Genomic DNA, 23,682 nt, shown 5'->3' with positions numbered 1-23,682 from the left:
CATTAAAAAAGGCGCCAATTGGCGCCTTTTCGATACTCACAACTTGTTGATTGTTAATCTCTGATTGGTGCTGGAGAAAGAACTTCACGGTTACCATTGTGACCCGGAGCACTCACTATTCCCTGAGCTTCCAGCTGTTCGACAATACGCGCTGCTCGGTTGTAACCAATTTTAAAGCGACGCTGTACGCCAGAAACAGAACCTCGACGCGTTTCTACAACGTGTTCTACTACCTGATCAAACAGAGGGTCAACCTCTTCATCACTTTCCATTCTTTCACCCGGTAGCATCATCTCTGGGCTTTGATCGCCACTGATAATGTCGTTGATGTAGTTTGGTTTACCGCGCGCTTTCCAGTTGTTCACCACAGCATGTACATCATCATCGGATGCGAATGCACCATGCACACGTATTGTATGACTGGAACCCGGAGGCAAATAAAGCATATCACCCATACCAAGCAGCGATTCCGCGCCACCTTGATCTAGAATGGTCCGAGAGTCAGTCTTAGTCGATACCGTAAACGCTACGCGAGTTGGAATATTCGCTTTGATTAGGCCTGTAATCACATCAACAGAAGGGCGTTGTGTTGCCAATATCAGGTGAATACCCGCGGCACGAGCTTTCTGAGCAAGACGAGCAATCAGCTCTTCAACTTTCTTGCCCACCACCATCATTAAGTCTGCGAACTCATCCACGACCACTACAATGTAAGGTAACTTCTCAAGCAGTGGCGCTTCCGTATCCATGCTGTCACCTTCTTTCCACAATGGGTCGTGAATCGGGTGACCAGCTTCAGCGGCCATCTTCAATTTGTCATTGAAACCTTTAATGTTTCGCACACCTAATACAGACATAAGCTTGTATCTACGTTCCATTTCGCCAACACACCAACGCAATGCATTCGATGCGTCTTTCATGTCTGTCACTACTTCAGACAGCAAATGCGGGATACCTTCATAAATAGAAAGCTCCAACATTTTCGGGTCAATCATGATGAAACGAACATCTTCCGGTGTCGACTTATACAACATACTTAGAATCATGACGTTCACGCCCACCGATTTACCTGAGCCTGTTGTACCCGCAACAAGCACATGAGGCATTTTGGAAAGATCGGCGACCACAGCTTCACCTGCAATATCCTGCCCTAGTACGATTGTGGTCGGAGATTTAGACTCTTTAAACTGAGGGCTGCTTATAACGTCAGACAAATACACGGTTTGGCGGCTCATATTCGGTAATTCCAGACCGACGTATGGTTTACCCGGTATAACTTCAACCACACGTACTGCCATGGCAGACAGAGAACGCGCTAAATCCATCGACAAGCTCGAAATTCGGCTAACCTTAACACCCGGTGCTAAATCCAGTTCAAAACGCGTGATAACCGGTCCAGGGAAGATATCGACCACTTCTGCTTGTATCTTATAATCTGCCAATTTCGCTTCAACCAAGCGAGCGATCTCTTCCAAAGCTGCTCGGTCAATGAAGTTTTCACGTTTCTCTGGATGATAGAGCAGTTCCAGTGTCGGCATTGGTTCAGACGGTTTTGGCAAGTTAACGTCTTTTTGTATCAAGAATGGGTTTTGTTGCCCTGCCATATTTGCCTGAGCGTCAGAAACTAGACTCTGGAAAGCCGTGAGGTCTTTGTCTTCTTCTATCTCGTTACTGTCTTCATCTTCATAATCATCAATGTCATATTCAGACTGCGCAGACGGAGGTTGCCATTCGTCCTCGTCATCATCGAGAACATCAAAGTTAGAAATTGTGGGCTCAATGTGAGTGTCATCTTCCAACTCTACGGCATTCACTACATTTTCAAGTTGGCGTGCATCTACTGGTGGTTCGTCAACAATATCTATCTGGTCAATGAATCGATCGTGTTCAGACTCAGAGCTAGAGGGAACATCATCTTGAGCAAAGTCATCCGATTCACGGGCAACCATATCGAGCTCTTCAATTGTTGCTGACAGTTGCTTACTACGAGGAGGAATTTCCTCATCCTCGTCATAATTATAATTAGGAGCTGGAGAGAGTGGCGTTGATAAGGATTCTTCCTCTTCAGCTATAGAACGGCTCACTGGCTCTTCTTTCGGCATATGAATATTGAAGCGACGTTCTGTTGGCTGAGACTCGTATTCTGTCTCCTGAGGAACAGCAGAAATGCTTTCAACAGAATCGAGAGTTTCATCTGCAGGTTCTAACGCTTGGGTTTGAATAGGTTCTATAAGCGATGGCGGCGTTAGTTGAGGTTCAATGATTTCGTCTTTTTCACCACGCATGCGATTAAGTACCCAATGAAGACCTGCGATACTAGAATCGCCTAGTTTTTCTACGATACTCAGCCATGAAATGCCTGTTAATAGTGTAAAACCTGCGCCCCAAAAGAAAAGCAAGGCCAACGTAGCTCCCAGAACGTTTAGCGTAGGCAAAGCTAAGCTAGTAAGAACGTCACCGACAACACCACCAGACGAAAAGTACCAGATGTCGTCAAAATTAATGTCCGCCAACCCACAGCTGGTTAACAAAAGGACCACTAGCCCAAGCAAGCGCGTTCCCCAAAGCATTAAATCAATGCTTTCATCTTCACGGCGTTTACGAAATACCACCCACGCACCAGCGGTTAAAATAATGGGTAAAGGGTAAGCAAGTGAACCGAAGACAAAAAATAACGTGTCAGCGACCCAAGCGCCGACAATTCCGCCACCGTTTTGAATATCAGAACCCCATGCAGTTTGAGACCATGAGGGATCGGCAGGACTAAATGTGAACAGTGCTACTGCTAATAAAATAGAAGCCAGAACAGCCAGTATCAGCCCGCACTCTTTAAGTCTTTGAATACCATCCAAACGTCCAGAGTCAAACTCTTCACTCGTTTTGATAATTGTTTCGACTTTATTTTTGTTCTCTTTGAACATAAACCAACTTGAATATGATTATTATGGCCAACGTGAGTAACACTATACTCATATTGGATAGGTGAAAACAGTCCGAGCGGCAAAAGCCGCTCGGTTTGTTCGAAGATTTAACCATATCAAGGTCAAAAACCCAATTAACTAAAGTCAGAATGCGGAAAGAAATACCACTATTCTGAGCTTCAGCACGATTAACGAGTTTTAATGACTAACTGATTGGTTTGTTTAACTTCTTCCATTACTACGTAGGTTCGAGTGTCGTTTACACCAGGTAAACGCAACAAGGTATCCCCAAGTAACTTACGGTAAGCACCCATGTCTGATACACGAGTTTTCAACAAGTAGTCGAAATCACCTGAAACCAAATGACATTCTTGAATATCATCCAGTTTTTGTACTGCAGTATTAAACTGTTCAAACACGTCTGGCGCACCACGGTTTAGAGTAATTTCTACAAAAACCAATAGTGATGCATCAAGGTACTGAGGGTTTAATAACGCTGTATATCCAGTAATGTATCCCTGACGTTCTAAGCGACGTACACGCTCCAAGCACGGCGTTGGAGATAGACCTACTCGCTTAGATAATTCAACGTTCGAAATACGACCGTCTTTCTGCAACTCATTCAAGATGTTGCGGTCGATACGATCAAGATCCTTGGACGGCCTTTTATAGTTGTCTGCCATTTTTATATTCCACCTTAATTACTTCCTTGCAAAAAATATACTACAACTTTTTAATATGCAGTTTCAAATCTTAAACAATAGCGCATATACTAGCAATAAACTCGCCATAAAACTCAAGACACAGTCAATACAACCAAGTAAGACTAAGGAGTCAGGATGATCATTGGTGTACCTAAAGAAATCAAAAACCACGAATACCGTGTTGGTATGATCCCATCAAGTGTGAGAGAGCTGGTCTCTCACGGCCACCAAGTATTGATAGAAACAAATGCCGGACATGGCATTGGTATTTCCGACAACGATTACATCGCGTCGGGCGCATCCATTCTTCCTACCGCTGCCGACATATTTGCGAAAGCAGAGATGATTGTAAAGGTTAAAGAACCTCAAGCTGTAGAACGAGCATTGCTCAAAGAAGGGCAAATATTATTTACTTATTTACACCTAGCTCCAGATTTTCCACAAACTGAAGAGCTAATCAAGAGCAAAGCTGTCTGTATAGCATATGAGACTGTAACAGATAATATGGGTCGCTTACCACTATTAGCACCAATGTCTGAGGTCGCAGGCAGAATGTCTATTCAAGCGGGTGCACAGGCGTTGGAAAAATCACGTGGTGGATGTGGTTTATTGCTCAGTGGTGTACCGGGCGTTGCACCAGCGAAAGTCGTCGTTCTAGGTGGCGGTGTAGTCGGCGCAAATGCTGCGAGAATGGCGGTTGGCTTAAGGGCTGACGTTACCATCATCGACAAAAATATCGATACATTACGCAAGCTTGATGAAGAATTTCAGGGCAGCGCTAAAGTCTTATTCTCAACCAAAGATACGGTAGAACAAAATGTTCTAAATGCCGACCTAGTGATAGGCGCGGTTTTAATTCCCGGAGCTGCGGCTCCAAAGCTAGTGACAAAGCAGCACATTAGCCAGATGAAAGCAGGCTCTGCCGTAGTCGATGTTGCCATTGACCAAGGTGGTTGCTTCGAAACGTCTCATGCCACTACGCACGCAGAACCAACATACATTATCGATGATGTGGTCCACTATTGCGTAGCAAACATGCCGGGAGCGGTCGCTAGAACCTCTACCTACGCGCTAAACAATGCGACGCTACCTTATATCCTTAAACTCGCGAACAAAGGGTATCAAAGAGCATTACTTGAGGATTCAGGGTTACTTAATGGGTTAAATGTTATTCACGGTAAAGTGACCTGTAAAGCAGTCGCCGATGCCTTCCAGCTTGACTACGTAGATCCTAGACAAGCGATAGAAATGTTTAATTGATCCCAAGCAAAAGGACGCCGAGTTTAAGCTCGGTGTCCTAGACGCTATAAGCTCTCGTTTCTTACTGCATGAATAAGGATATTTCTCGGCGTGTCCTTTCTGTTGCAAAACTCGCTCAACTCGACGTGATAGCCTGTCTCTTGCAAAAACATCGCTTTATCTAAAACTAGCCAAATTTCCAATAAGCGGCGAAAACTTTGCTGAACTAAACTAAGTCGTTCCATTTGCCAAAAATATTGTGTACCCACTTTTTCATAATGTGCGAAATTCACTTTTGGAAGAAGGATGCCTTTTTGCTCGGCTGCCCATAAACAGAACGCTTCAAAGCCTTCACTCAACATGGACTTCTTGATGCTAGGAACGGGCATATATTCGCTAAACCCTAACTCTTCTCTCAGTAGAGCATTTAACCCCAGCCTGAAACTCATTTCCTGCTGCCTATGACGTTTAACTCGCTCTCCACCAGTTACGGTTTCCTGAAGTGGGATTCGCAGTTCTTGCTTGGTTAATCGGAGTTCGGAGTTCTGGCCCATAGAAGATTGAGCTTGATAAGTATCATGGTGAGTCAAATGGTAGCAGCATGGCGAAAAGCTAACCGCTTTTGTCTTGGCAGCTGCGGCGTATTGCATTAATCGAACATGCAAATCGCCACACGCATGTAGCGCAACCGCATGTTGCTCAGAGTGAAAAACTTGCGCACTTTTTGATTCAAATGCGTCGCCTTGAACGAAAGTCATCGGCAAATTGAGATGTTCAGCATCACTTTGTCCAGATTCACAAAGCGCTTGCTGATACTCAAAACTCACAACGGGTTGTTTCGAATTGAAAGCAAGAATTCGACCAAGATACCCCTTTCCAGAACACCATTCTAACCACTCGTGTCCATGATGCTGATTCAGTACACTTTGTCCTAACGCTTTAATCTGAGACAGCTTTCTTCCCGGAATTCCCGCCTCAAGTGCAAGATTTCGTTCCAATACAGAATGCTGAGTAAAGGGCAAACTGATCAGTTGAGAAATAAGACCAAGTTCAGGAATCAAGTTAGACAACTGATTAATCAACTCATCAGTGTCATTCTTCAAACGCTCGATCTCTTCTATGCTCAGACTCTCGAGCCAGTAATGCAACTGAGGGTATTGCTGTTGCCACAAAGAAACACCGTCAAAGCATTGCAGAAATGCTTCAAAACGCCAAAGAGATTGGTGCGTGACTAAAAAAGTATCGATAGTTTGAAATTTGGACTGCATGACTCCCCCTAAACAGGCTGTAGTTTAGACGGAGAGAGAAATGAAGTAAAAGCCTTAACGTACCGGAAGTTCAATATCTTTAAACATCTCTTCAATCTCCATATTGGATTTCAGAGAGATAGCTTGTTCAACCACCGGACGGGTCAAATGAGGCGCAAATCGCTCCATGAAATCAAACATATAAGAGCGTAAGAAAGTACCTCTGCGGAAACCAATACTGGTTGTGCTCGCGCCGAAGATATGGCTCGCATCAATCGCGACAAGGTCTTTGTCTTGCTCTTTATCAATTGCCATGCTGGCAATCACACCAACACCAATCCCCATACGAACATAGGTTTTGATAACGTCTGCATCTGTAGCAGTAAAGACAACCTTAGGTGTTAACCCTACCCGATTAAAAGCCGTGTCCAGTTCAGAACGCCCTGTAAAACCAAACACGTAAGTCACTAAAGGAAAAGCAGCCAAATCTTCAATTGAGATGCGATCTTTTTTAGTTAGTGGATGATCTTTAGGGACAACAATTGAACGGTTCCAGTGATAACAAGGTAGCATTACTGCATCTTGGTATAGATGCAATGCCTCAGTTGCAATAGCAAAATTCGCTACACCCTTGGCAATTGCTTCAGACATTTGACTAGGCGTCCCTTGATGCATATGAAGAGATACCTTTGGATAACGAGCAGTAAATCCTTTAATAACTTCAGGCAGAGCATAGCGTGCTTGCGTATGAGTAGTTGAAATATTAAGCGTACCCATTTCTGGATGAGTATGTTCACCCGCAACGGCTTTGATACTTTCGACACGAGAAAGTATTTCTGTCGAGATACGTACAATATCTTCGCCAGCTTGCGTTACTTGAGTAAGGTGCTTACCACTTCGTTCAAATATTTGAATGCCCAGCTCGTCTTCCAATAAACGAACTTGTTTACTGATCCCTGGCTGAGATGTATACAAACTCTCGGCTGTGGCAGAAACGTTCAAATTATGGTTGACCACCTCAACGATATACTTTAATTGCTGCAACTTCATAACTGCCCTAATTCCTTGCCTAAATGAGTATGCTTTATAATTATTAGTTATATACCCATACTAATAGAATTTGCAAGGTCTCACAGCTCAGCAAACAGATAAATTTAAGAAAATACTGCTTAAGATGAAAAATTAACTCTATTCTTAAGTATTAGCGGCAAAACTTTGTGCGAACCTTCAAACAAAAAAATAGATAGGAGCGTTTTTTTGCTTCAAAAAAAACATAATGAAATTAGTAAATTTCTAGGTGTAGTGATAAGTTATGTTGTTGTATCCTATTCACTAGTCATTGAAAAATGAAGACACGGAATTTATGAATATAGGTTTAATCATTGCGCTGGTTGCAGTACTGTTAGTTTTGGTTTTGGGCTACAACATTATGTTGCAGTATAAAGTCAAAGTTGAAGCGGCAAGAAAGCAAGAATCCTCAAAATACTTGGCAATCATTGATGCTACCGAAGATTTAATCGGTAATGCTCATCACCTGCCTTTTAGTAAAGAATTATTGCTTTGCCTAAATATTCGAATTTTGGATTGCTTGCAAAACATGCTTGAACTTGAGCCAAAAAATAAACAGTTGGCACAACGTATTGAACATATGAATGCGCAAATTAAACATTTGAAAGAACATCATCCGGGTGGTGACAGTACAACCTTTAAAGTTCCTAGCAGTGATAAGCAAGCGATTGTGATGCTTAAACTGGTCAAGCGTTTACGCGATACGATCAAGAGTGAACATAATAAAGGTCGCTTTGAAACCCAAGCTTATGTGACTGAAAATGCTCGTCTCGAAAATATTCAAGTCCGTATCAACATTGAAAACGTTATTAAACGAGCAAATGATTCGATCATTCGAGGCCAACCGGGTACCGCGATTCAGTTGTTACGTAAAGGCTTAGATGTTCTGAGCACAAAGAACGATAACTACTCAAACCAAGCACGAGATAAGCTACAGCAAATGTATGATGATCTCGAGCATAGACGCCAATCAAAAAGCGCAACTGAACTTCAAGAGATTGAAGAAAAAGAACGTAACAGTGATATGGAAGCGCTCTTTGGTGAAAAGAAAAAGTGGTAATATACTTGTTACCAACGTAACACTCAGTTTGATGAAAGGTTGCCTCGGCAACCTTTTTTATTATAAGAATTATGAACCAAGACCAAACCTTCAATACTCTGCTCGTCCCAATCCATCAGTTTCTACAATGCCCGACACCTGATGCTTGGATTGAAGAAGCCAGAAGACCTGCGAACTTATCTAGAATCCTACGCGACCATCTCTTATGTGAGCTGAAAGCGGCTCAGAGCGCTGTTTTTTTACTAAAGCGATATGCGCTTACTGAAGAAGGTAAAAAGCAGATAACCCAGCTTGTGGAGCCATATGAGCTATTTGCTTACAAAGGCATAGGAAGCCTAGATACGTTGTGCGGGAAAAGCCAGCTATCAAAATCAATTAGCGCCAAAGAAGGCTGCGCTTATGGACAAGACATGATTGACAAAATGGTGCTCCTTATTAAAGAAGAGCTGCATCACTTTTATCAGGTTTTGGAAATCATTGAACAACAAGGCTTAGAATATCGCCCTATTACAGCGAGTCGTTACGCGAAAGGCATGATAAAACACGTCCGAACTTATGAACCAGAAGCTCTTATAGATAAGCTAATTATCGGTGCATATATCGAAGCCCGCTCATGCGAACGCTTTGCTAAGCTCGCTCCTTATTTAGAAGAATCTATTCAGAAGTTCTATATTTCTCTCTTGCGCTCTGAAGCACGTCACTATCAGGATTACTTAGCACTTGCTGAGAAAATATCTACACAAGATATTACAGACAGAGTTAAGTATTTTGGCGAAGTAGAAGCCAAGCTTATCTCTTCCAACGACACTGAGTTTCGATTCCATTCCGGTTCCCCGGTATAGAAAAAGCCAGCGAGTATCGCTGGCTTTTTTGTAGTTCAATTACTTACGCTAATGATGCGTTAATTTCTGCAAGTACTACGGCTGGGTCTGCAGCTTGAGTGATTGGTCGGCCAATTACTAGGTAATCTGAACCTGCTTTAACGGCTTCATATGGCGTCATAATACGGCGTTGATCACCAACATCAGCGCCAGCCGGACGAATACCAGGAGTCACCAATTTAAACTCCTTACCTAAGCTTTGTTTGAGCATTTGAGATTCTTGTGCAGAACACACCACGCCATCTAAGCCAGCATTTTTTGTCAGGGTCGCTAAACGCATTACTTGATCCTGAGGTTTAATATCCAAGCCAATACCAGCAAGATCACTTTGCTCCATGCTCGTCAATACCGTTACACCAATTAACAATGGACGGTCTTTACCATACGGTTCTAAGATTTCTCGAGAAGCAGCCATCATGCGCTCACCACCACTAGCATGGACGTTGACCATCCAAACTCCAAGTTCAGCGGCAGCTTTTACTGCTTTAGAACAGGTATTTGGGATGTCATGAAACTTAAGATCTAAGAATACAGAGAAGCCACGTTTATGTAGTTCACGAACGAAATCTGGGCCAAAAAGCGTAAACATCTCTTTGCCCACTTTTAAGCGACAGCTTGTTGGGTCGATTCTACTGACAAATGCAAGCGCATCCGCTTGATTATCATAATCCAGTGCAACGATCACTTTCTGGTCGTTCATTTCTACTCCTAAGTATTGATTGAGCTTAAAAAAATGCAGCCATTAGAGCTGCAAGTCTTATTGGCTGATGACAAACCAATAATGGTGGCCTTTTGACCTATTACTATTCTCCATCCAAACCCCGAATCGGTTTGACGGATCCCCACCCTTTACAAGAAGGACAGTGCCAATATAAAGAATGGGTTGAAAATCCACATTTCCGACATCGATAATGCGGCTTAACTTTTAACTGTTCACCGACAAGCTTCTTAAGCGTAGACAAACTGGCTTTCGCTCGCCCTTCTTCTGCCTCAGCAATATGATAATCGATCAGACGATAGAAACCTTTCATCGTTGGGTTCTTCACTAACTGACGAGTTAACAGTTCTTGCGCAGTTGCAACACCCTCATGCTGAGCAACCAACTGAGCCAGCATTAACTCGGCAGATACACCCGCTTTGTTTTCAATACACTTACGCAGAAACTCGACCAGTTCGTGCTCTTGACCAAGATGGTAGTAACACTCAGCCAGTGTGGGTAATACTTCACCGATGAAGTCGATATCTTGGTCCAGAACCATCTTCATGTAATGGATAGTCTGCTTATAATCTTCACTTTCTAAGTAAGACTTGCCTAGAGCAATACTTGCTCTCACACATTTAGGATCTTCTGCTAGTGCTCGTTTAAAAAGCTGAATACTTTTGCTGTCGCTACCATTTGCTTTTTCCTGCATTGCCAACTCACACAAGAAATGAGCAATGCTGCTCTTCATGCGTTTACGTCCCATTTTTACCAACGCTGATGCACATTCAATGGCTTTGTGCCATTCACGTGTTTGCTGATAAATGGATGTCAACTGCTGTAAAGCGGACTCGCGATGCTCAGGCTCATCGATAAGTTGTTCAAAAATTTTCTCCGCGCGATCCAAGAAACCGGAGACCATGTAATCTTTCGCTAGCTGCTGAAGAGCTAGATTTTTCTGTTCTATGGTCAGCCCTGAGCGGGAGATTAAGTTTTGGTGGATGCGAATAGCACGATCAACTTCCCCTCGGGAACGAAACAAATTACCTAAAGCAAGGTGAGTGTCTATGGTTTCGTTATCTACTTGAAGAAGTTCAATAAAGTGATCAACTGCCTTGTCTGACTGATCAGACAATAGCAGGTTTAAACCCGTAACATATTGACGTGAGATTTGGTGAGAATGCTTCTGCTTGTCATGCTGGGCACTACGATTACCCATATACCAACCATAAGCGGCAGCGATTGGTAGTAACAAGAAGAGAATTTCTAACATCTAAAAACAGCCTTATCCAATATTAACTCTGTTTTCAGATGAGTCTTTAACTGCTGGCGTCGCTTTTTTAAGTTGTTTGTTTAACTTACGTACTTTCAATTGAGATTTAAGATGTAAGCTGCCAAAAATAATCCAAGCAAGGACAAAACCAGTGACAAATACAGAACCGAGGAGAGTGGATAGATGAAACTCACCTTGTGCGAGTAGATAATTGAAAGTCACGACTTCTTGGTTTTGGGAACCCAAAGCCAGTGCAATCAAGAAGAGAGCGAGTACCACAACGATTTTTATAATTTTCATAGTCCATCACCTATCAATAAATCGGCTTTACTGATTATGCAGGAAAAAGCCCTGACAAACCATGTCTATATATCATAAAAAAGCGGCACACCTCATCAGTATGCCGCCAATTTCATCAAGCTAGAGAATTTAACCGTTCACTCTCTCGCGTAATTCCTTACCAGGTTTGAAATGAGGCACATATTTGCCTTCAAGTTCCACTTTTTCACCTGTCTTAGGGTTACGGCCAACGCGTGGCTCGCGATAGTGAAGAGAGAAACTACCGAAACCACGAATTTCGATGCGATCTCCACTCTCTAGAGTGTTGGCCATATGCTCAAGAATATCTTTTACCGCATCTTCGATTTCTTTTGCCGACAGATGTGTTTGCTCAGCACAGAGCCTTTCGATCAATTCAGACTTAGTCATAACTTCCCTCACAGATTTTTTATTACTCATTATAGTGAGTAATATCAATTCCAACAAACACTTACTTTGTATTGTAGAAAATGATCCAGCAAAACACCTAATAGTTTTATAAAGAATTTCTGTTTATTTACTAAAACATTAGCTCATCTAGGTTAGAGATGCCGCTCAAACACTCTATTTTAAAGAAAAAGACCACTAATTGCATAAGGTTCAGCGGGTTAAACATTCTAGAATTTTAAACTTAGAAAGCTTTAAGGCAAAAAAAGGAGCCTTTCGGCTCCTTCTTATTTAGCGATAGCTATAGCTATTATTCGCCTTTAGCTGCTTTGAAAGCGTCTGCCATTGCGTTACCGAAAGAAGCACCATCTTCTTGGTTGATAGAAGCCATTGCTTCTTGCTCTTCAGCTTCATCTTTAGCTTTGATAGATAGGTTGATTACGCGGTTCTTACGGTCTACACCAGTAAATTTCGCTTCAACGCTGTCACCAACGCTTAGGATTAGAGTTGCATCTTCAATGCGGTCACGAGCAACTTCAGAAGCGCGGATGTAACCTTCTACGCCTTCTTCTAGCTCGATAGTTGCACCTTTAGCATCAACTGCAGTAACAGTACCGTTAACTAGAGCACCTTTCTTGTTGTCAGCTACATAAGCATTGAATGGGTCGTTTTCCATTTGCTTAACGCCTAGAGAGATACGCTCACGCTCTGCGTCTACTGCTAGAACAACTGCAGAGATCTCGTCGCCTTTCTTGTACTCACGTACAGCTTCTTCTCCAGGAACGTTCCAAGAGATGTCAGATAGGTGAACTAGACCGTCGATGCCGCCGTCAAGACCGATGAAGATACCGAAGTCAGTGATTGACTTGATCTTACCAGTAACTTTGTCGCCTTTAGCTTGCGCTTCAGCGAATGACTGCCATGGGTTAGCTTTACACTGTTTCAGACCTAGAGAGATACGACGACGCTCTTCGTCGATATCAAGAACCATAACCTCAACTTCGTCGCCAACATTAACAACTTTAGATGGGTGGATGTTCTTGTTAGTCCAATCCATTTCTGAAACGTGAACTAGACCTTCAACGCCTTCTTCGATTTCAACGAAGCAGCCGTAGTCAGTTAGGTTAGTTACGCGACCAGATAGTTTGTGACCTTCTGGGTAACGCTTAGCGATTGCTACCCATGGATCTTCGCCTAGTTGCTTAAGACCTAGTGATACGCGAGTACGGTCACGGTCGAACTTAAGAACTTTAACTAGGATTTCGTCACCAACGTTAACGATTTCTGATGGGTGCTTAACGCGTTTCCATGCCATATCAGTGATATGTAGAAGACCGTCAACACCACCAAGGTCAACGAATGCACCGTAGTCAGTAAGGTTCTTAACGATACCTTTAACTTCAGTACCTTCTTGTAGAGTTTCAAGAAGTTCGTCACGCTCAACGCTGCTTTCTGATTCGATAACAGCACGACGAGAAACAACTACGTTGTTACGTTTCTGGTCTAGCTTGATAACTTTGAACTCTAGCTCTTTGTTTTCTAGGTGAGCAGTGTCACGGATTGGACGTACGTCTACTAGAGAGCCTGGAAGGAATGCACGGATACCGTTTAGTTCAACAGTGAAACCGCCTTTAACTTTACCGTTGATGATACCAACAACAGTTTCAGCTTCTTCGTATGCTTTCTCAAGAACGATCCATGATTCGTGACGCTTAGCTTTCTCACGAGAAAGTTGAGTTTCACCGAAACCGTCTTCAACAGCGTCTAGAGCAACATCTACTTCAGAACCAACTTCAACTTCAAGTTCGCCAGCAGCGTTCTTGAACTGTTCAGCAGGGATAGCAGACTCAGACTTAAGGCCAGCATCTACAAGAACGTAACCGTTCTCGATAGCTACTACAGTACCTTTAACGATACTACCTTGTTGGAACTCAGTTTCATTTAGGAACTCTTCAAAGAGTTGAGCAAAAGATTCAGTCATTTATTTAATCTTCAATAATTAAACGTCCACGGGCATCCTACCGCATGGGGGTTATTAAATTCGCCAGTCATCATCCTTGCGACCAACGCTCTTAGCTAACGTGGTTTATTCCGCCAACTTCGATTCGATATATTGTAGTGCTTTTTCGACAACTTCGTCGATAGACATTTCGGTTGAATCAAGCACAAGCGCATCCTCTGCAGGGCGTAATGGAGCCACTGGGCGGTTACGATCTCGATCGTCACGCTCTTGGATTTCGCTTAAAAGGGCGTCAAATTTAACATCAAGCCCCTTCAGTTGCAACTGCTTGAATCGTCTACGAGCTCTTTCTTCAGCGCTAGCATCTAAGAAAATTTTAGCTTCAGCATTAGGGAATACCACCGTTCCCATATCACGACCGTCAGCTACTAAGCCATTGCCTTCAGCAAATGCGCGTTGTCTGCGCAGCAAAGCCTCACGCACGCGAGGTTGAGCCGCGACTTTAGAAGCCGCCATGCCAGTCTCTTCTTTGCGCAGTTCTTTGGAAACATCTTCGCCCTCAAGGATAACTTTAACTAAGTCACCTTCAGCGATGAACTGAACATCTAAATGCATAGCCAGAGGCACTAACGCGTCTTCGGACTCAAGATCCACACCGTGATGGATAGCTGCAAGTGCTAATACTCGATAAATCGCACCTGAGTCTAAAAGATGAAAACCGAGTTTGTTTGCCAATAGCATACAAAGGGTGCCTTTGCCTGCGCCACTTGGGCCGTCGACAGTGATCACCGGAGTGTGTGAGGGCATGTTTTACTCCACTTATTGTTATTCGAAGATAACTTTTATTTCCGTAGATAAAGAGTATCCACGTTTCATCGGCGAAAAATTATAGTGGGAATAAAGCAAAGGTGCTAGGAAGGATTTCCATTTATCGCGTTTTAATAAACAAACACGTTGTCGACAGGTGGTTATGCAACCAATATACAGGCTCAAGTAATTGCTTGAGCCTGTATTTAAACCGAAATAGTTAAAGATTGAGCCCTACAACATCACAGAAGAATACGGTCTTCGTTTTTCTTTACTGTTGAGGCACCAATACCTTTTACCTTAGTAAGATCACCTTTAGATGCGAATGGTCCATGCTGGTCGCGATATTCAACAATCGCTTGCGCTTTCTTCAGTCCAACACCTTTTAGTAAAGTGGATATTTCTTCGGCTGATGCGGTATTCACATTCACCGTTATCACAATATCATCTGTTTTCACTGTCTGATTAGTACTGTTATCTGCTGCGGACACACTCGTCATAGGTAGCGCTAATGCTAATAGACATGCCAGTAGCCATTGATTTATCAAACCGATTTTTTTCACCATATTTCTGCTCTCTCTGTTAATTAAACGAAGCCATCTTAAACAAGCTGCAACGAGAGACAGATTTAGGTTTGAACAAAATAAAAGGAGCTGCAATAGCAGCCCCTTTCGTTAAACATATCAATTACATTTTTTGAGCTTATTGGCTCACAGCAAAATATTCGATATCCGTATTCGCTCTTAGCACAGACAGAACGCCCGCAATATCTTGTTGCACTGCAATACGAGAAAGCTGCGCGCCAATTTGATTTTGATATTGAGGTTCAATCTTCGCTTCAACCTTGCTTAGTTCAATCAGAACGATATTACCGTCCAGATCTTTCGCTTGAGCGTACACGACCTGGTCTGTTTGCGGTTTAGGCATAGAGTAAACCGTTTGAGCAAGTTGAGAGCCACGGTCTACCGTTTCTAACTCACCGAATGCCAGTTTGTTCTCTTCAAGCAGAGTCTTATCACCTTGCTCAAGACCTGCAATCAACTTATCTGCAAGTTCTAGTGCTTGTTGCTCACCTTTTACTTTAGACAGTTGTGCAACAACCTGATCTTTGACTTCTTCTAGAGGCAGTACCATTTCAGGACGTGTCTCATCAACACGGACAACAACGACATGTTCTGGTGCCACTTCAATGACAGAAGAGTTCAAGCCATCTTCTTTCACTTCAGGAGACTGAATCGCTTGTTGAACTGATGCATTTTGCAGAGCTGATGGCATATCTGATTGTGAAATAAAGTCTGTCTTAGCTACTTGCGCAGAAATCGCTTTAGCTGCTTCATCAAGCGAATCAGGATATTCAAACGCGACTTTCTCTAGCTCAGTTTGTAGCTCATAGAAAGTGTCTACCGCTTTTTGAGAAGACAACTCAGACTTAATTTCTGCCGCCACTTCTTCCAGCGGTTTCGCAACTGAAGCTTTGATGCCATCTAATTTGATAATGTGGTAACCGAAATCAGACTTAACAAGACCAGATACATCACCGACTGAAGCCAAGCCAAACGCTGCCGCCTCAAATGCAGGATCCATTGTATCGTGTTCAATCCAACCTAAAGAACCGCCATTTTCTGAGCTACCAATATCTTCAGATTTTTCTTCAGCAAGTTTTGCAAAATCTGCACCTGCGTTCAGCTCATCAAGAATCGCTTGAGCTTTAGCTTCGTCATCGCCTTGTACTAAGATATGGCTAACTTCGCGTTGCTCAGCGGTAGAATACTTGTCTAGATGCTCTTGATAGTACTCTTTCACTTGCTCATCGCTGATAGTCACTTGCTCAGCCAACTTTTCGGCTGATAGCTCAATATAAGAGACTTTTACTTGTTCGGGACGAGTGTAACGCTCTGGATTCTCAGAATAGAACTTCTGTACGTCTTCGTCGCTTACTGCCACATTGCTGGCAAAATCTTTCAAAGACAATGTAACAGTACGAATGTCTCGGGTTTGTGCAATCAGCGCGCTTTGAGCGTCAATTTCACCCTGTAAAGTAAACTCACTACCTTGTAGCGCAGACGTAAGCTGACTACGTAGTAGATCACGACGCAGATACTCAGCAAAAGACTCAGCATTGAAGCCAGCACGACGCAGTGCTGCTTGGTAGATTTCTTGATCAAATTTGCCTTCAGATTGGAACTGAGGCATGTCCAAAATCAGTTTACGAACTTGTTCGTCACTGATTCTTAGACCTAATGAATTCGCATGCTGCTCAATGAGAACATCGTTGATCATGCGATCTAAAACAGATTTACGGAAAGAAGCAACGTACGCTGGATCTGCTAGTAAGTTAGCAAAATAGTCACCCATTTGAGATTGCATACGGTTTCTTTCGTTTTGATAAGCTTGCTCAAACTGACCACGGTCAATCTCAATGCTGCCAACTTTAGCCGCCGCGTTATTACCGCCACTGACTAGGTAGCTACCTACCCCTGCGAAGATAAAAGAAAGGATGATTAGTCCTAGGATAATTTTTACCGCGATGCTGTTAACACCCTCGCGTAATCGATCCATCATAGTTTTACTGCTCTCCGGATTTGAAGTTTAGACTTCAGCCAAAAATGAATAGCGCGATAATATCAGAAAAAGAAATGCGCATCAGTAGGATGCGCATAATTAAAAAAGGTTCGAATAAATTTTGCTGCAAGCAGCAAAAAGTCATTCTAAGAAATTAGTTGCAAGCGTCTTTCAGTGCTTTACCAGCTTTGAATGCAGGAACTTTAGCTTCTGCGATTTGGATTTCTTCACCAGTTTTTGGGTTACGACCAGTGCGTGCTGCACGAGTACGAACTTGGAAAGTACCAAAGCCAACTAGAGCTACTTGGTCGCCAGACTGAAGAGTATCGCTTACTGCTTCGATAAATGCGTCTAGAGCACGACCTGCTGAAGCTTTTGATAGATCAGCGTTAGCTGCGATTTTTTCTACTAATTGTGTTTTATTCACTGTGATTCCCCTTTGGTCGCCAATTTATTATTTTGTTCGGCGCCTATTCGTTCCATTGATGTTTAAAGATAACCTAAAGCCTTGTTACAACTGGGCTGAAAGCTATAGTGAATAACGGTAGCCTCCAAAAAAAAGCTGACAAGCCCTTTTTGAGCCTATCAGCGTAATCTTTTACTTATTTTTGCTGCACATCACTCTTTTTCGGCTTCAAATGCCACACCAGTAGGGTCATTTTCCAGTGCAACCTTCAAAACTTCGTCAATCCAACGTACAGGAATTACTTTAAGATCAGCGATTACGTTGTCAGGAATCTCTTCCAAATCACGTTCATTGTCCTTCGGAATTAGCGCCGTTTTGATACCACCACGATGAGCAGCCAGTAGTTTTTCTTTCAAACCACCGATTGGCAAAACTTCACCACGAAGGGTAATTTCACCCGTCATTGCAACATCAGCTTTCACAGGGTTGCCTGTTAAGCAAGACACTAATGCTGTACACATAGCCGTACCAGCACTTGGTCCATCTTTCGGTGTCGCACCTTCAGGTACGTGCACGTGAATATCGCGTTTTTCGTAGAAATCTGGGTTAATGCCCAGTTTTTCTGCGCGAGAACGTACAACTGTCATTGCTGCCTGAATAGACTCTTGCATCACTTCGCCCAATGAGCCTGTCTGAGTAAGCTTACCTTTACCAGGCATAGATTGAGCTTCAATCGTTAACAGATCACCGCCAACTTCTGTCCAAGCAAGACCTGTTACTTGACCAATACGGTTGTGTTCGTCTGCTTTACCAAAGTCAAAACGTTGTACACCAAGGTATTCTTTAAGATTATCTTGGTTCACAGTGACATGTTTCACATCTTTGTTTAATAAGATGTTTTTCACTGCTTTACGACAGATCTTAGAGATTTCGCGTTCTAGGCTACGAACACCCGCTTCACGTGTGTAATAACGAATCACACCCATAATCGCTGAATCTTCAATGGTAATTTCAGAAGGTTTCAGACCATTACGCTCTATTTGCTTTTCAACCAAGTGGCGCTTAGCAATGTTCAGTTTTTCATCTTCGGTGTAGCCTGATAGACGAATAACTTCCATACGGTCCAACAGTGGACCCGGAATATTCATCGAGTTAGATGTCGCAACAAACATTACGTCAGACAAGTCATAATCCACTTCGAGATAGTGGTCATTGAATGAGTTGTTTTGCTCTGGATCTAACACTTCCAATAGTGCTGAAGCTGGGTCACCGCGCATATCCGATGCCATCTTATCGATTTCATCAAGTAGGAATAGCGGGTTTTTCACACCAACTTTCGACATTTTTTGGATCAGTTTACCCGGCAGAGAACCGATGTAAGTACGACGGTGACCACGAATCTCAGCTTCATCGCGAACGCCACCGAGCGCCATACGCGTGTACTTACGCCCCGTTGCTGCTGCAATTGAACGACCTAGTGATGTTTTACCCACACCCGGAGGACCAACTAAACACAAGATCGGACCTTTTAACTTGCTAATACGACTTTGTACCGCCAAGTATTCAAGAATGCGTTCTTTAACGCGCTCAAGACCATAATGGTCAGCATTAAGAATCTCTTCCGCTTTTGCCAAATCACGTTTCACTTTAGAACGCTTGGTCCAAGGAACGTTGATCATCCAATCGATATAGCTGCGAACTACCGTTGCTTCTGCAGACATCGGAGACATCATTTTCAGCTTCTGCAACTCCTGTTCTGTTTTTTCGCGAGCTTCCGCTGGCATTTTTGACTCTTCGATTTTCTGTTTTAGAACTTCGAACTCATCAACACCATCTTCTGTTTCACCCAGCTCTTTCTGAATCGCTTTCATTTGCTCATTCAGGTAGTACTCACGCTGAGATTTCTCCATTTGCTTCTTAACGCGAGTGCGGATGCGCTTTTCAACTTGTAGCAAATCGATTTCAGATTCCATCTGTCCCATTAAAAACTCTAGACGTTCAGTCACATCTAAAATTTCAAGAACTTTTTGCTTGTCCACTAACTTAAGAGGCATGTGTGCTGCAATAGTATCCGCTAGGCGTGCAGCTTCCTCGATGCCATTCAATGAAGTCAAAACTTCAGGTGGAATCTTCTTATTCAGTTTAATGAAGCTATCGAACTGGTTGATAGCACTGCGTACTATCACTTCCTGTTCTTTATCATCTAACTCTGGAGTGATCAGGAATTCAGCACTTGCAGAGAAGAACTCACCTTCATGAAACTCATTAATTTTGGCGCGCTGTTGACCTTCGACCAACACTTTCACTGTGCCGTCGGGTAACTTCAGCAATTGCAGAATGGTAGCAACCGTACCCACTTCGAATAAGTCCGAAATAGTAGGTTCATCTGTTTCGGCCTGCTTCTGTGCAACCAGAAGAACTTGTTTGTTGTTGTCCATTGCCGCTTCTAGGCACTGAATCGATTTCTCACGACCAACAAACAAAGGGATCACCATATGTGGATACACAACCACATCACGTAAAGGTAATACGGGGATCTCTATACGCTCGGAACGCTCCAAGTTCATATTATTCTCTCTTCCGCTTTGATATATATCGGAGTATATGGGGGCTAACTAACTGGATTCAATAACAGAATAAAAAAAGGAGGTAATGATTACCTCCTTTGATTATTTATTGACTCTTAATGGCTTTTAAACCCAAGAGACTTGGCAAATTTACTCAGCGCCAGCAGCTTGGCTCTCGTTGCCTGAGAAAATCATTAGTGGTTCTGATTCGCCGTTAATCACTGACTCATCAATCACAACTTTCTCAACGTCAGACATTGAAGGCAACTCGTACATGGTTTCAAGCAATACGCTCTCAAGAATTGAGCGTAGGCCACGAGCACCAGTCTTACGAGCCATCGCTTTTGCTGCGATTGCACGAAGTGCATCTTCACGGAACTCTAGATCAACATCTTCAAGTTCGAAAAGTGCTGCGTACTGTTTCGTCAAAGCGTTCTTAGGTTCACACAGAATCTGAATCAGTGCTTCTTCATCCAGCTCAGTCAGTGTTGCAGTCACAGGCAGACGACCAATGAATTCTGGAATCAGACCATATTTCACTAGATCTTCAGGCTCTACCTGAGTAAACAACTCACCTACTGTTCTGTTTTGATCTTTAGAACGAACTTCCGCACCGAAACCGATACCAGTGCCGGTTGCAACACGTTGTTCGATCACTTTATCTAGACCAGCAAATGCGCCGCCACAGATAAATAAGATCTTAGAAGTGTCTACTTGCAAGAACTCTTGTTGAGGATGTTTACGGCCGCCTTGCGGTGGAACCGACGCAACCGTACCTTCAACCAGTTTCAATAGTGCTTGCTGAACACCCTCACCAGAAACGTCTCGTGTGATTGACGGGTTTTCAGCCTTACGAGAAATCTTGTCAATTTCATCGATATAGACGATACCGCGTTCCGCTTTTGCTACATCATAATCACACTTCTGAAGCAGTTTCTGAATGATGTTTTCAACATCTTCACCAACATAGCCCGCTTCAGTTAGCGTAGTAGCATCTGCCATCGTAAATGGTACATCTAGGAAGCGAGCCAATGTCTCAGCAAGGAGAGTTTTACCGCTACCTGTAGGGCCGATCAGCAAAATATTACTTTTACCAAGCTCGACACCATCACTTGTCGTATCACCATTACGTAAACGCTTATAGTGGTTATATACCGCAACAGCGAGCACTTTTTTAGCGTGTTCTTGGCCAATTACATAGTCGTCAAGATGTGCACGAATTTCACGAGGCGCAGGCAATGCTGACGACTCTTTCTTAGGTAACACATCTTTAATCTCTTCGCGAATAATGTCGTTACATAGATCAACACATTCGTCACAGATATACACAGAAGGACCTGCAATCAGCTTGCGAACTTCGTGCTGGCTTTTGCCACAGAAAGAGCAGTACAGCAGTTTACTACTACCACCCTCTTTGCTTTTATCTGTCATTCGCTAACCTCTTAGCCTTTACTCTTTATGGTTTGAGTGTATAACAATTTCAATTAAATTGCGTTAAACAATTACCAGAACTGTTACTCACCACGGTGGGTCAGTACTGAATCCACCAAACCGTATTCTACTGCTTGTTCTGCAGACATAAAGTTGTCGCGGTCAGTGTCTCGCTCAATAATTTCAAGCGGTTGACCGGTATGCTCTGCCAACAAGTGATTCAACTTGTTCTTAATCGATAGAATTTCTTGCGCATGAATTTGGATGTCCGAAGCTTGGCCTTGGAAACCACCTAGCGGTTGGTGAATCATTACGCGCGAGTTTGGTAGAACATAACGTTTACCAGGTGCGCCACCAGCTAGTAGAAATGCGCCCATAGAACAAGCTTGTCCCATACATACTGTGCTCACGTTTGGTTTGATAAACTGCATAGTGTCGTAAATAGACATACCCGCAGTCACGCTACCACCTGGTGAGTTGATGTATAGGAAAATATCTTTGTCCGGGTTTTCCGACTCTAAGAAAAGCAGCTGAGCCACGACAAGGTTTGCCATGTGGTCTTCTACCTGACCCGTTAAGAAAATAACTCGCTCTTTTAAAAGACGTGAATAGATATCGTATGAACGTTCGCCACGGGAAGTTTGTTCAACCACCATTGGTACTAGCGCATCAATAATCGGCGACATTGCGTTTTTTTCTTGGTAGCTCATAGTCTTAATATCCCTAAAAATAAATGGCCCGGATGATGTATATCATGCGGACCATTGTTAGCAGAATAGTTGATGTCTCGTCAACCTTCTACGCTATAGATTGCTTATTAAGCAGCAACTTGAGGGTTCATTAGCTCGTTAAAGCTAATTGCTTTCTCAGTAACTGTTGCTTTAGCAATGATCGCGTCAATCGCTTGTTCTTCTAGAGCTACGTTGCGCATGTTGTTCATCATTTGCTCGTTTTGCTCGTAGTAAGAGATAACTTCAGATGGATCTTCGTAAGCAGTCGCCATATCTTCGATAAGCGCTTTTACTTTCTCGTCGTCTGCTTTTAGCTCTTCAGTCTTGATTACTTCACCTAGAAGTAGACCTACAACTACGCGACGTTTAGCTTGCTCTTCAAACATTTCACGTGGAAGTTGGTTTGCAGCTTCGATGTTGCCACCGAAACGTTGTGCAGCTTGTTGACGTAGTACGTCGATTTCTTGATCTACTAGAGCCGCTGGAACGTCAATTGCGTTTTCTTTCACTAGGCCTTCAATCGCTTGATCTTTGATACGCGCTTTGATTGCTTGCTTAAGTTCACGTTCCATGTTCTTACGAACTTCAGCTTTAAGTGCGTCAACACCGCCTTCAGTTACGCCGAACTTAGCTACGAACTCATCGTTCAGTTCTGGTAGTTCACGAGCTTCAACTTTGTTCACTTTGATAGCGAACTTAGCTGCTTTACCTTTTAGGTTTTCAGCGTGGTAATCTTCTGGGAAGTTCACGTCGATTTCGAATTCCATACCTTTAGTTTTGCCAACGATACCGTCTTCAAAACCTGGAATCATACGACCTGCACCCATTTCTAGTGGGAAGTCTTCAGCTTTACCGCCTTCGAACTCAACGCCGTCGATAGAACCAACGAAATCGATAGAAACACGCTTACCGTTTTCAGCAGCTTCTTCTACTTCAGCCCAAGTCGCTTGTTGCTTACGTAGTGTTTCTAGCATCTCTTCAACGTCAGAATCTTGAACTTCTGCTGCAGGTTTTTCTACAGTGATGTTTTCTAGACCTTTCAGTTCAACTTCTGGGTACACTTCGAAAGTTGCAGTAAATACTAAGTCTGCACCTTCTTTAACTTCTACTGGTGCGAAAGTTGGAGCGCCAGCTGGGTTGATTTTCTCTTTTACGATTGCTTCGATGAAGTGGCGTTGCATCACTTCACCAAGAATGTCTTGACGTACTGCTTTGCCGTACATTTGAGCAACCATCTTCATCGGTACTTTACCTTTACGGAAACCGTCGAAACGACGATTTTTCGCGATGTTGCGTAGCTCAGCTGCCACTGCATCTTCGATGTTTGCAGCAGGAACAGTAATATTCAAACGGCGCTCTAGGCCTTCTAGCGTTTCAACAGTAACTTGCATTGTATATAAACCTCAAAACTGGCTCAGTA

At 43.1% G+C, this 23,682-nt stretch carries 20 protein-coding genes; 3 read left to right on the top strand and 17 right to left on the bottom strand.

The window, feature by feature from the left end; translation table 11 throughout:
* Positions 1 to 53: 53 nt before the first annotated feature.
* The gene (locus tag P4S58_RS04475) at positions 54 to 2,921 is read right to left on the bottom strand and encodes a DNA translocase FtsK (RefSeq protein WP_102968134.1); all 2,868 of its coding nucleotides are present in this window, start codon (positions 2,919 to 2,921) and stop codon (positions 54 to 56) included.
* A 188-nt stretch (positions 2,922 to 3,109) separates the two neighbouring features.
* Positions 3,110 to 3,604: a leucine-responsive transcriptional regulator Lrp gene (gene lrp, locus P4S58_RS04470; protein WP_004726475.1), complete on the bottom strand. Its 495-nt coding sequence runs from the start codon at positions 3,602 to 3,604 to the stop codon at positions 3,110 to 3,112.
* A gap of 156 nt (positions 3,605 to 3,760) precedes the next feature.
* Here lrp and ald point away from each other — a divergent pair, with 156 nt between their 5' ends.
* Positions 3,761 to 4,885: an alanine dehydrogenase gene (ald, locus tag P4S58_RS04465; RefSeq protein ID WP_042486774.1), complete on the top strand. Its 1,125-nt coding sequence runs from the start codon at positions 3,761 to 3,763 to the stop codon at positions 4,883 to 4,885.
* A 44-nt stretch (positions 4,886 to 4,929) separates the two neighbouring features.
* Here ald and P4S58_RS04460 read toward each other — a convergent pair whose 3' ends face one another.
* Together P4S58_RS04460 and cysB are read right to left on the bottom strand one after the other, a co-directional pair.
* Positions 4,930 to 6,132 carry a methyltransferase gene (locus tag P4S58_RS04460; RefSeq protein WP_102968133.1) on the bottom strand — a complete coding sequence of 401 codons (1,203 nt, stop codon included), beginning with the start codon at positions 6,130 to 6,132 and terminating at the stop codon, positions 4,930 to 4,932.
* Positions 6,133 to 6,186: 54 nt separating this feature from the next.
* On the bottom strand, positions 6,187 to 7,161 hold the full coding sequence (gene cysB / locus P4S58_RS04455; RefSeq protein ID WP_042486780.1) for an HTH-type transcriptional regulator CysB: 975 nt from the start codon (positions 7,159 to 7,161) through the stop codon (positions 6,187 to 6,189).
* A 313-nt stretch (positions 7,162 to 7,474) separates the two neighbouring features.
* Between cysB and P4S58_RS04450 the strand changes: the two genes are divergently transcribed.
* Positions 7,475 to 8,239, top strand: a complete 765-nt coding sequence (locus P4S58_RS04450; protein ID WP_042486783.1) for a hypothetical protein — start codon at positions 7,475 to 7,477, stop codon at positions 8,237 to 8,239.
* Positions 8,240 to 8,310: 71 nt separating this feature from the next.
* A complete protein-coding gene (gene miaE, locus P4S58_RS04445) occupies positions 8,311 to 9,081 on the top strand; it encodes a tRNA isopentenyl-2-thiomethyl-A-37 hydroxylase MiaE (RefSeq protein ID WP_042486786.1) in 771 nt (256 codons plus the stop codon).
* Positions 9,082 to 9,124: 43 nt separating this feature from the next.
* On the opposite strand, the gene pyrF is transcribed toward miaE, so the two are convergent.
* From pyrF to tig, 13 genes are all read right to left on the bottom strand, one after another.
* Positions 9,125 to 9,820 carry an orotidine-5'-phosphate decarboxylase gene (gene pyrF / locus P4S58_RS04440; protein ID WP_042486789.1) on the bottom strand — a complete coding sequence of 232 codons (696 nt, stop codon included), beginning with the start codon at positions 9,818 to 9,820 and terminating at the stop codon, positions 9,125 to 9,127.
* A gap of 103 nt (positions 9,821 to 9,923) precedes the next feature.
* Positions 9,924 to 11,093 carry a lipopolysaccharide assembly protein LapB gene (gene lapB, locus P4S58_RS04435; protein ID WP_042486793.1) on the bottom strand — a complete coding sequence of 390 codons (1,170 nt, stop codon included), beginning with the start codon at positions 11,091 to 11,093 and terminating at the stop codon, positions 9,924 to 9,926.
* A gap of 12 nt (positions 11,094 to 11,105) precedes the next feature.
* Entirely contained in the window at positions 11,106 to 11,393 is a 288-nt protein-coding gene (locus P4S58_RS04430; protein WP_042486796.1) for a LapA family protein, read from the bottom strand.
* Between the two features lie 129 nt (positions 11,394 to 11,522).
* A complete protein-coding gene (gene ihfB / locus P4S58_RS04425) occupies positions 11,523 to 11,801 on the bottom strand; it encodes an integration host factor subunit beta (RefSeq protein WP_042486798.1) in 279 nt (92 codons plus the stop codon).
* Between the two features lie 307 nt (positions 11,802 to 12,108).
* Positions 12,109 to 13,779: a 30S ribosomal protein S1 gene (gene rpsA / locus P4S58_RS04420; protein WP_042486800.1), complete on the bottom strand. Its 1,671-nt coding sequence runs from the start codon at positions 13,777 to 13,779 to the stop codon at positions 12,109 to 12,111.
* A gap of 105 nt (positions 13,780 to 13,884) precedes the next feature.
* Positions 13,885 to 14,565, bottom strand: coding sequence for a (d)CMP kinase (cmk, locus tag P4S58_RS04415; protein ID WP_042486803.1), 681 nt, complete (start codon positions 14,563 to 14,565; stop codon positions 13,885 to 13,887).
* Between the two features lie 242 nt (positions 14,566 to 14,807).
* Positions 14,808 to 15,065: a ComEA family DNA-binding protein gene (locus P4S58_RS04410; RefSeq protein WP_258006726.1), complete on the bottom strand. Its 258-nt coding sequence runs from the start codon at positions 15,063 to 15,065 to the stop codon at positions 14,808 to 14,810.
* 202 nt (positions 15,066 to 15,267) lie between these two features.
* Positions 15,268 to 17,127 (bottom strand): peptidylprolyl isomerase, encoded by a 1,860-nt coding sequence (ppiD, locus tag P4S58_RS04405; protein ID WP_102962707.1) that lies wholly within the window; start codon positions 17,125 to 17,127, stop codon positions 15,268 to 15,270.
* A 154-nt stretch (positions 17,128 to 17,281) separates the two neighbouring features.
* Entirely contained in the window at positions 17,282 to 17,554 is a 273-nt protein-coding gene (locus P4S58_RS04400; protein ID WP_042486811.1) for an HU family DNA-binding protein, read from the bottom strand.
* Between the two features lie 191 nt (positions 17,555 to 17,745).
* Complete coding sequence (gene lon, locus P4S58_RS04395; protein WP_042486814.1) at positions 17,746 to 20,100, bottom strand: endopeptidase La; 2,355 nt, start codon at positions 20,098 to 20,100, stop codon at positions 17,746 to 17,748.
* Between the two features lie 150 nt (positions 20,101 to 20,250).
* Positions 20,251 to 21,531 (bottom strand): ATP-dependent protease ATP-binding subunit ClpX, encoded by a 1,281-nt coding sequence (clpX, locus tag P4S58_RS04390; protein ID WP_042486817.1) that lies wholly within the window; start codon positions 21,529 to 21,531, stop codon positions 20,251 to 20,253.
* 83 nt (positions 21,532 to 21,614) lie between these two features.
* Positions 21,615 to 22,241, bottom strand: a complete 627-nt coding sequence (clpP, locus tag P4S58_RS04385) for an ATP-dependent Clp endopeptidase proteolytic subunit ClpP (RefSeq protein ID WP_042486819.1) — start codon at positions 22,239 to 22,241, stop codon at positions 21,615 to 21,617.
* Positions 22,242 to 22,348: 107 nt separating this feature from the next.
* Complete coding sequence (gene tig, locus P4S58_RS04380) at positions 22,349 to 23,653, bottom strand: trigger factor (RefSeq protein ID WP_102968132.1); 1,305 nt, start codon at positions 23,651 to 23,653, stop codon at positions 22,349 to 22,351.
* Positions 23,654 to 23,682: the final 29 nt, after the last annotated feature.

The organism is Vibrio sp. Hal054 (assembly GCF_037162405.1).
GTDB lineage: Bacteria > Pseudomonadota > Gammaproteobacteria > Enterobacterales > Vibrionaceae > Vibrio > Vibrio diazotrophicus.
Note: the sequence above shows the minus strand (reverse complement) of the source record. Positions and strands in the feature narration are given on the sequence as shown.

Coding starts and splice junctions, on each gene's coding strand:
- lon (WP_042486814.1), bottom strand. CDS start 20,100: ATGAACTTGGAGCGTTCCGAGCGTATAGAGATCCCCGTATTACCTTTA.
- cmk (WP_042486803.1), bottom strand. CDS start 14,565: ATGCCCTCACACACTCCGGTGATCACTGTCGACGGCCCAAGTGGCGCA.
- P4S58_RS04475 (WP_102968134.1), bottom strand. CDS start 2,921: ATGTTCAAAGAGAACAAAAATAAAGTCGAAACAATTATCAAAACGAGT.
- P4S58_RS04460 (WP_102968133.1), bottom strand. CDS start 6,132: ATGCAGTCCAAATTTCAAACTATCGATACTTTTTTAGTCACGCACCAA.
- P4S58_RS04430 (WP_042486796.1), bottom strand. CDS start 11,393: ATGAAAATTATAAAAATCGTTGTGGTACTCGCTCTCTTCTTGATTGCA.
- lrp (WP_004726475.1), bottom strand. CDS start 3,604: ATGGCAGACAACTATAAAAGGCCGTCCAAGGATCTTGATCGTATCGAC.
- ald (WP_042486774.1), top strand. CDS start 3,761: ATGATCATTGGTGTACCTAAAGAAATCAAAAACCACGAATACCGTGTT.
- miaE (WP_042486786.1), top strand. CDS start 8,311: ATGAACCAAGACCAAACCTTCAATACTCTGCTCGTCCCAATCCATCAG.
- rpsA (WP_042486800.1), bottom strand. CDS start 13,779: ATGACTGAATCTTTTGCTCAACTCTTTGAAGAGTTCCTAAATGAAACT.
- lapB (WP_042486793.1), bottom strand. CDS start 11,093: ATGTTAGAAATTCTCTTCTTGTTACTACCAATCGCTGCCGCTTATGGT.
- P4S58_RS04410 (WP_258006726.1), bottom strand. CDS start 15,065: ATGACGAGTGTGTCCGCAGCAGATAACAGTACTAATCAGACAGTGAAA.
- P4S58_RS04450 (WP_042486783.1), top strand. CDS start 7,475: ATGAATATAGGTTTAATCATTGCGCTGGTTGCAGTACTGTTAGTTTTG.
- clpP (WP_042486819.1), bottom strand. CDS start 22,241: ATGAGCTACCAAGAAAAAAACGCAATGTCGCCGATTATTGATGCGCTA.
- clpX (WP_042486817.1), bottom strand. CDS start 21,531: ATGACAGATAAAAGCAAAGAGGGTGGTAGTAGTAAACTGCTGTACTGC.
- tig (WP_102968132.1), bottom strand. CDS start 23,653: ATGCAAGTTACTGTTGAAACGCTAGAAGGCCTAGAGCGCCGTTTGAAT.
- ihfB (WP_042486798.1), bottom strand. CDS start 11,801: ATGACTAAGTCTGAATTGATCGAAAGGCTCTGTGCTGAGCAAACACAT.
- cysB (WP_042486780.1), bottom strand. CDS start 7,161: ATGAAGTTGCAGCAATTAAAGTATATCGTTGAGGTGGTCAACCATAAT.
- pyrF (WP_042486789.1), bottom strand. CDS start 9,820: ATGAACGACCAGAAAGTGATCGTTGCACTGGATTATGATAATCAAGCG.
- ppiD (WP_102962707.1), bottom strand. CDS start 17,127: ATGATGGATCGATTACGCGAGGGTGTTAACAGCATCGCGGTAAAAATT.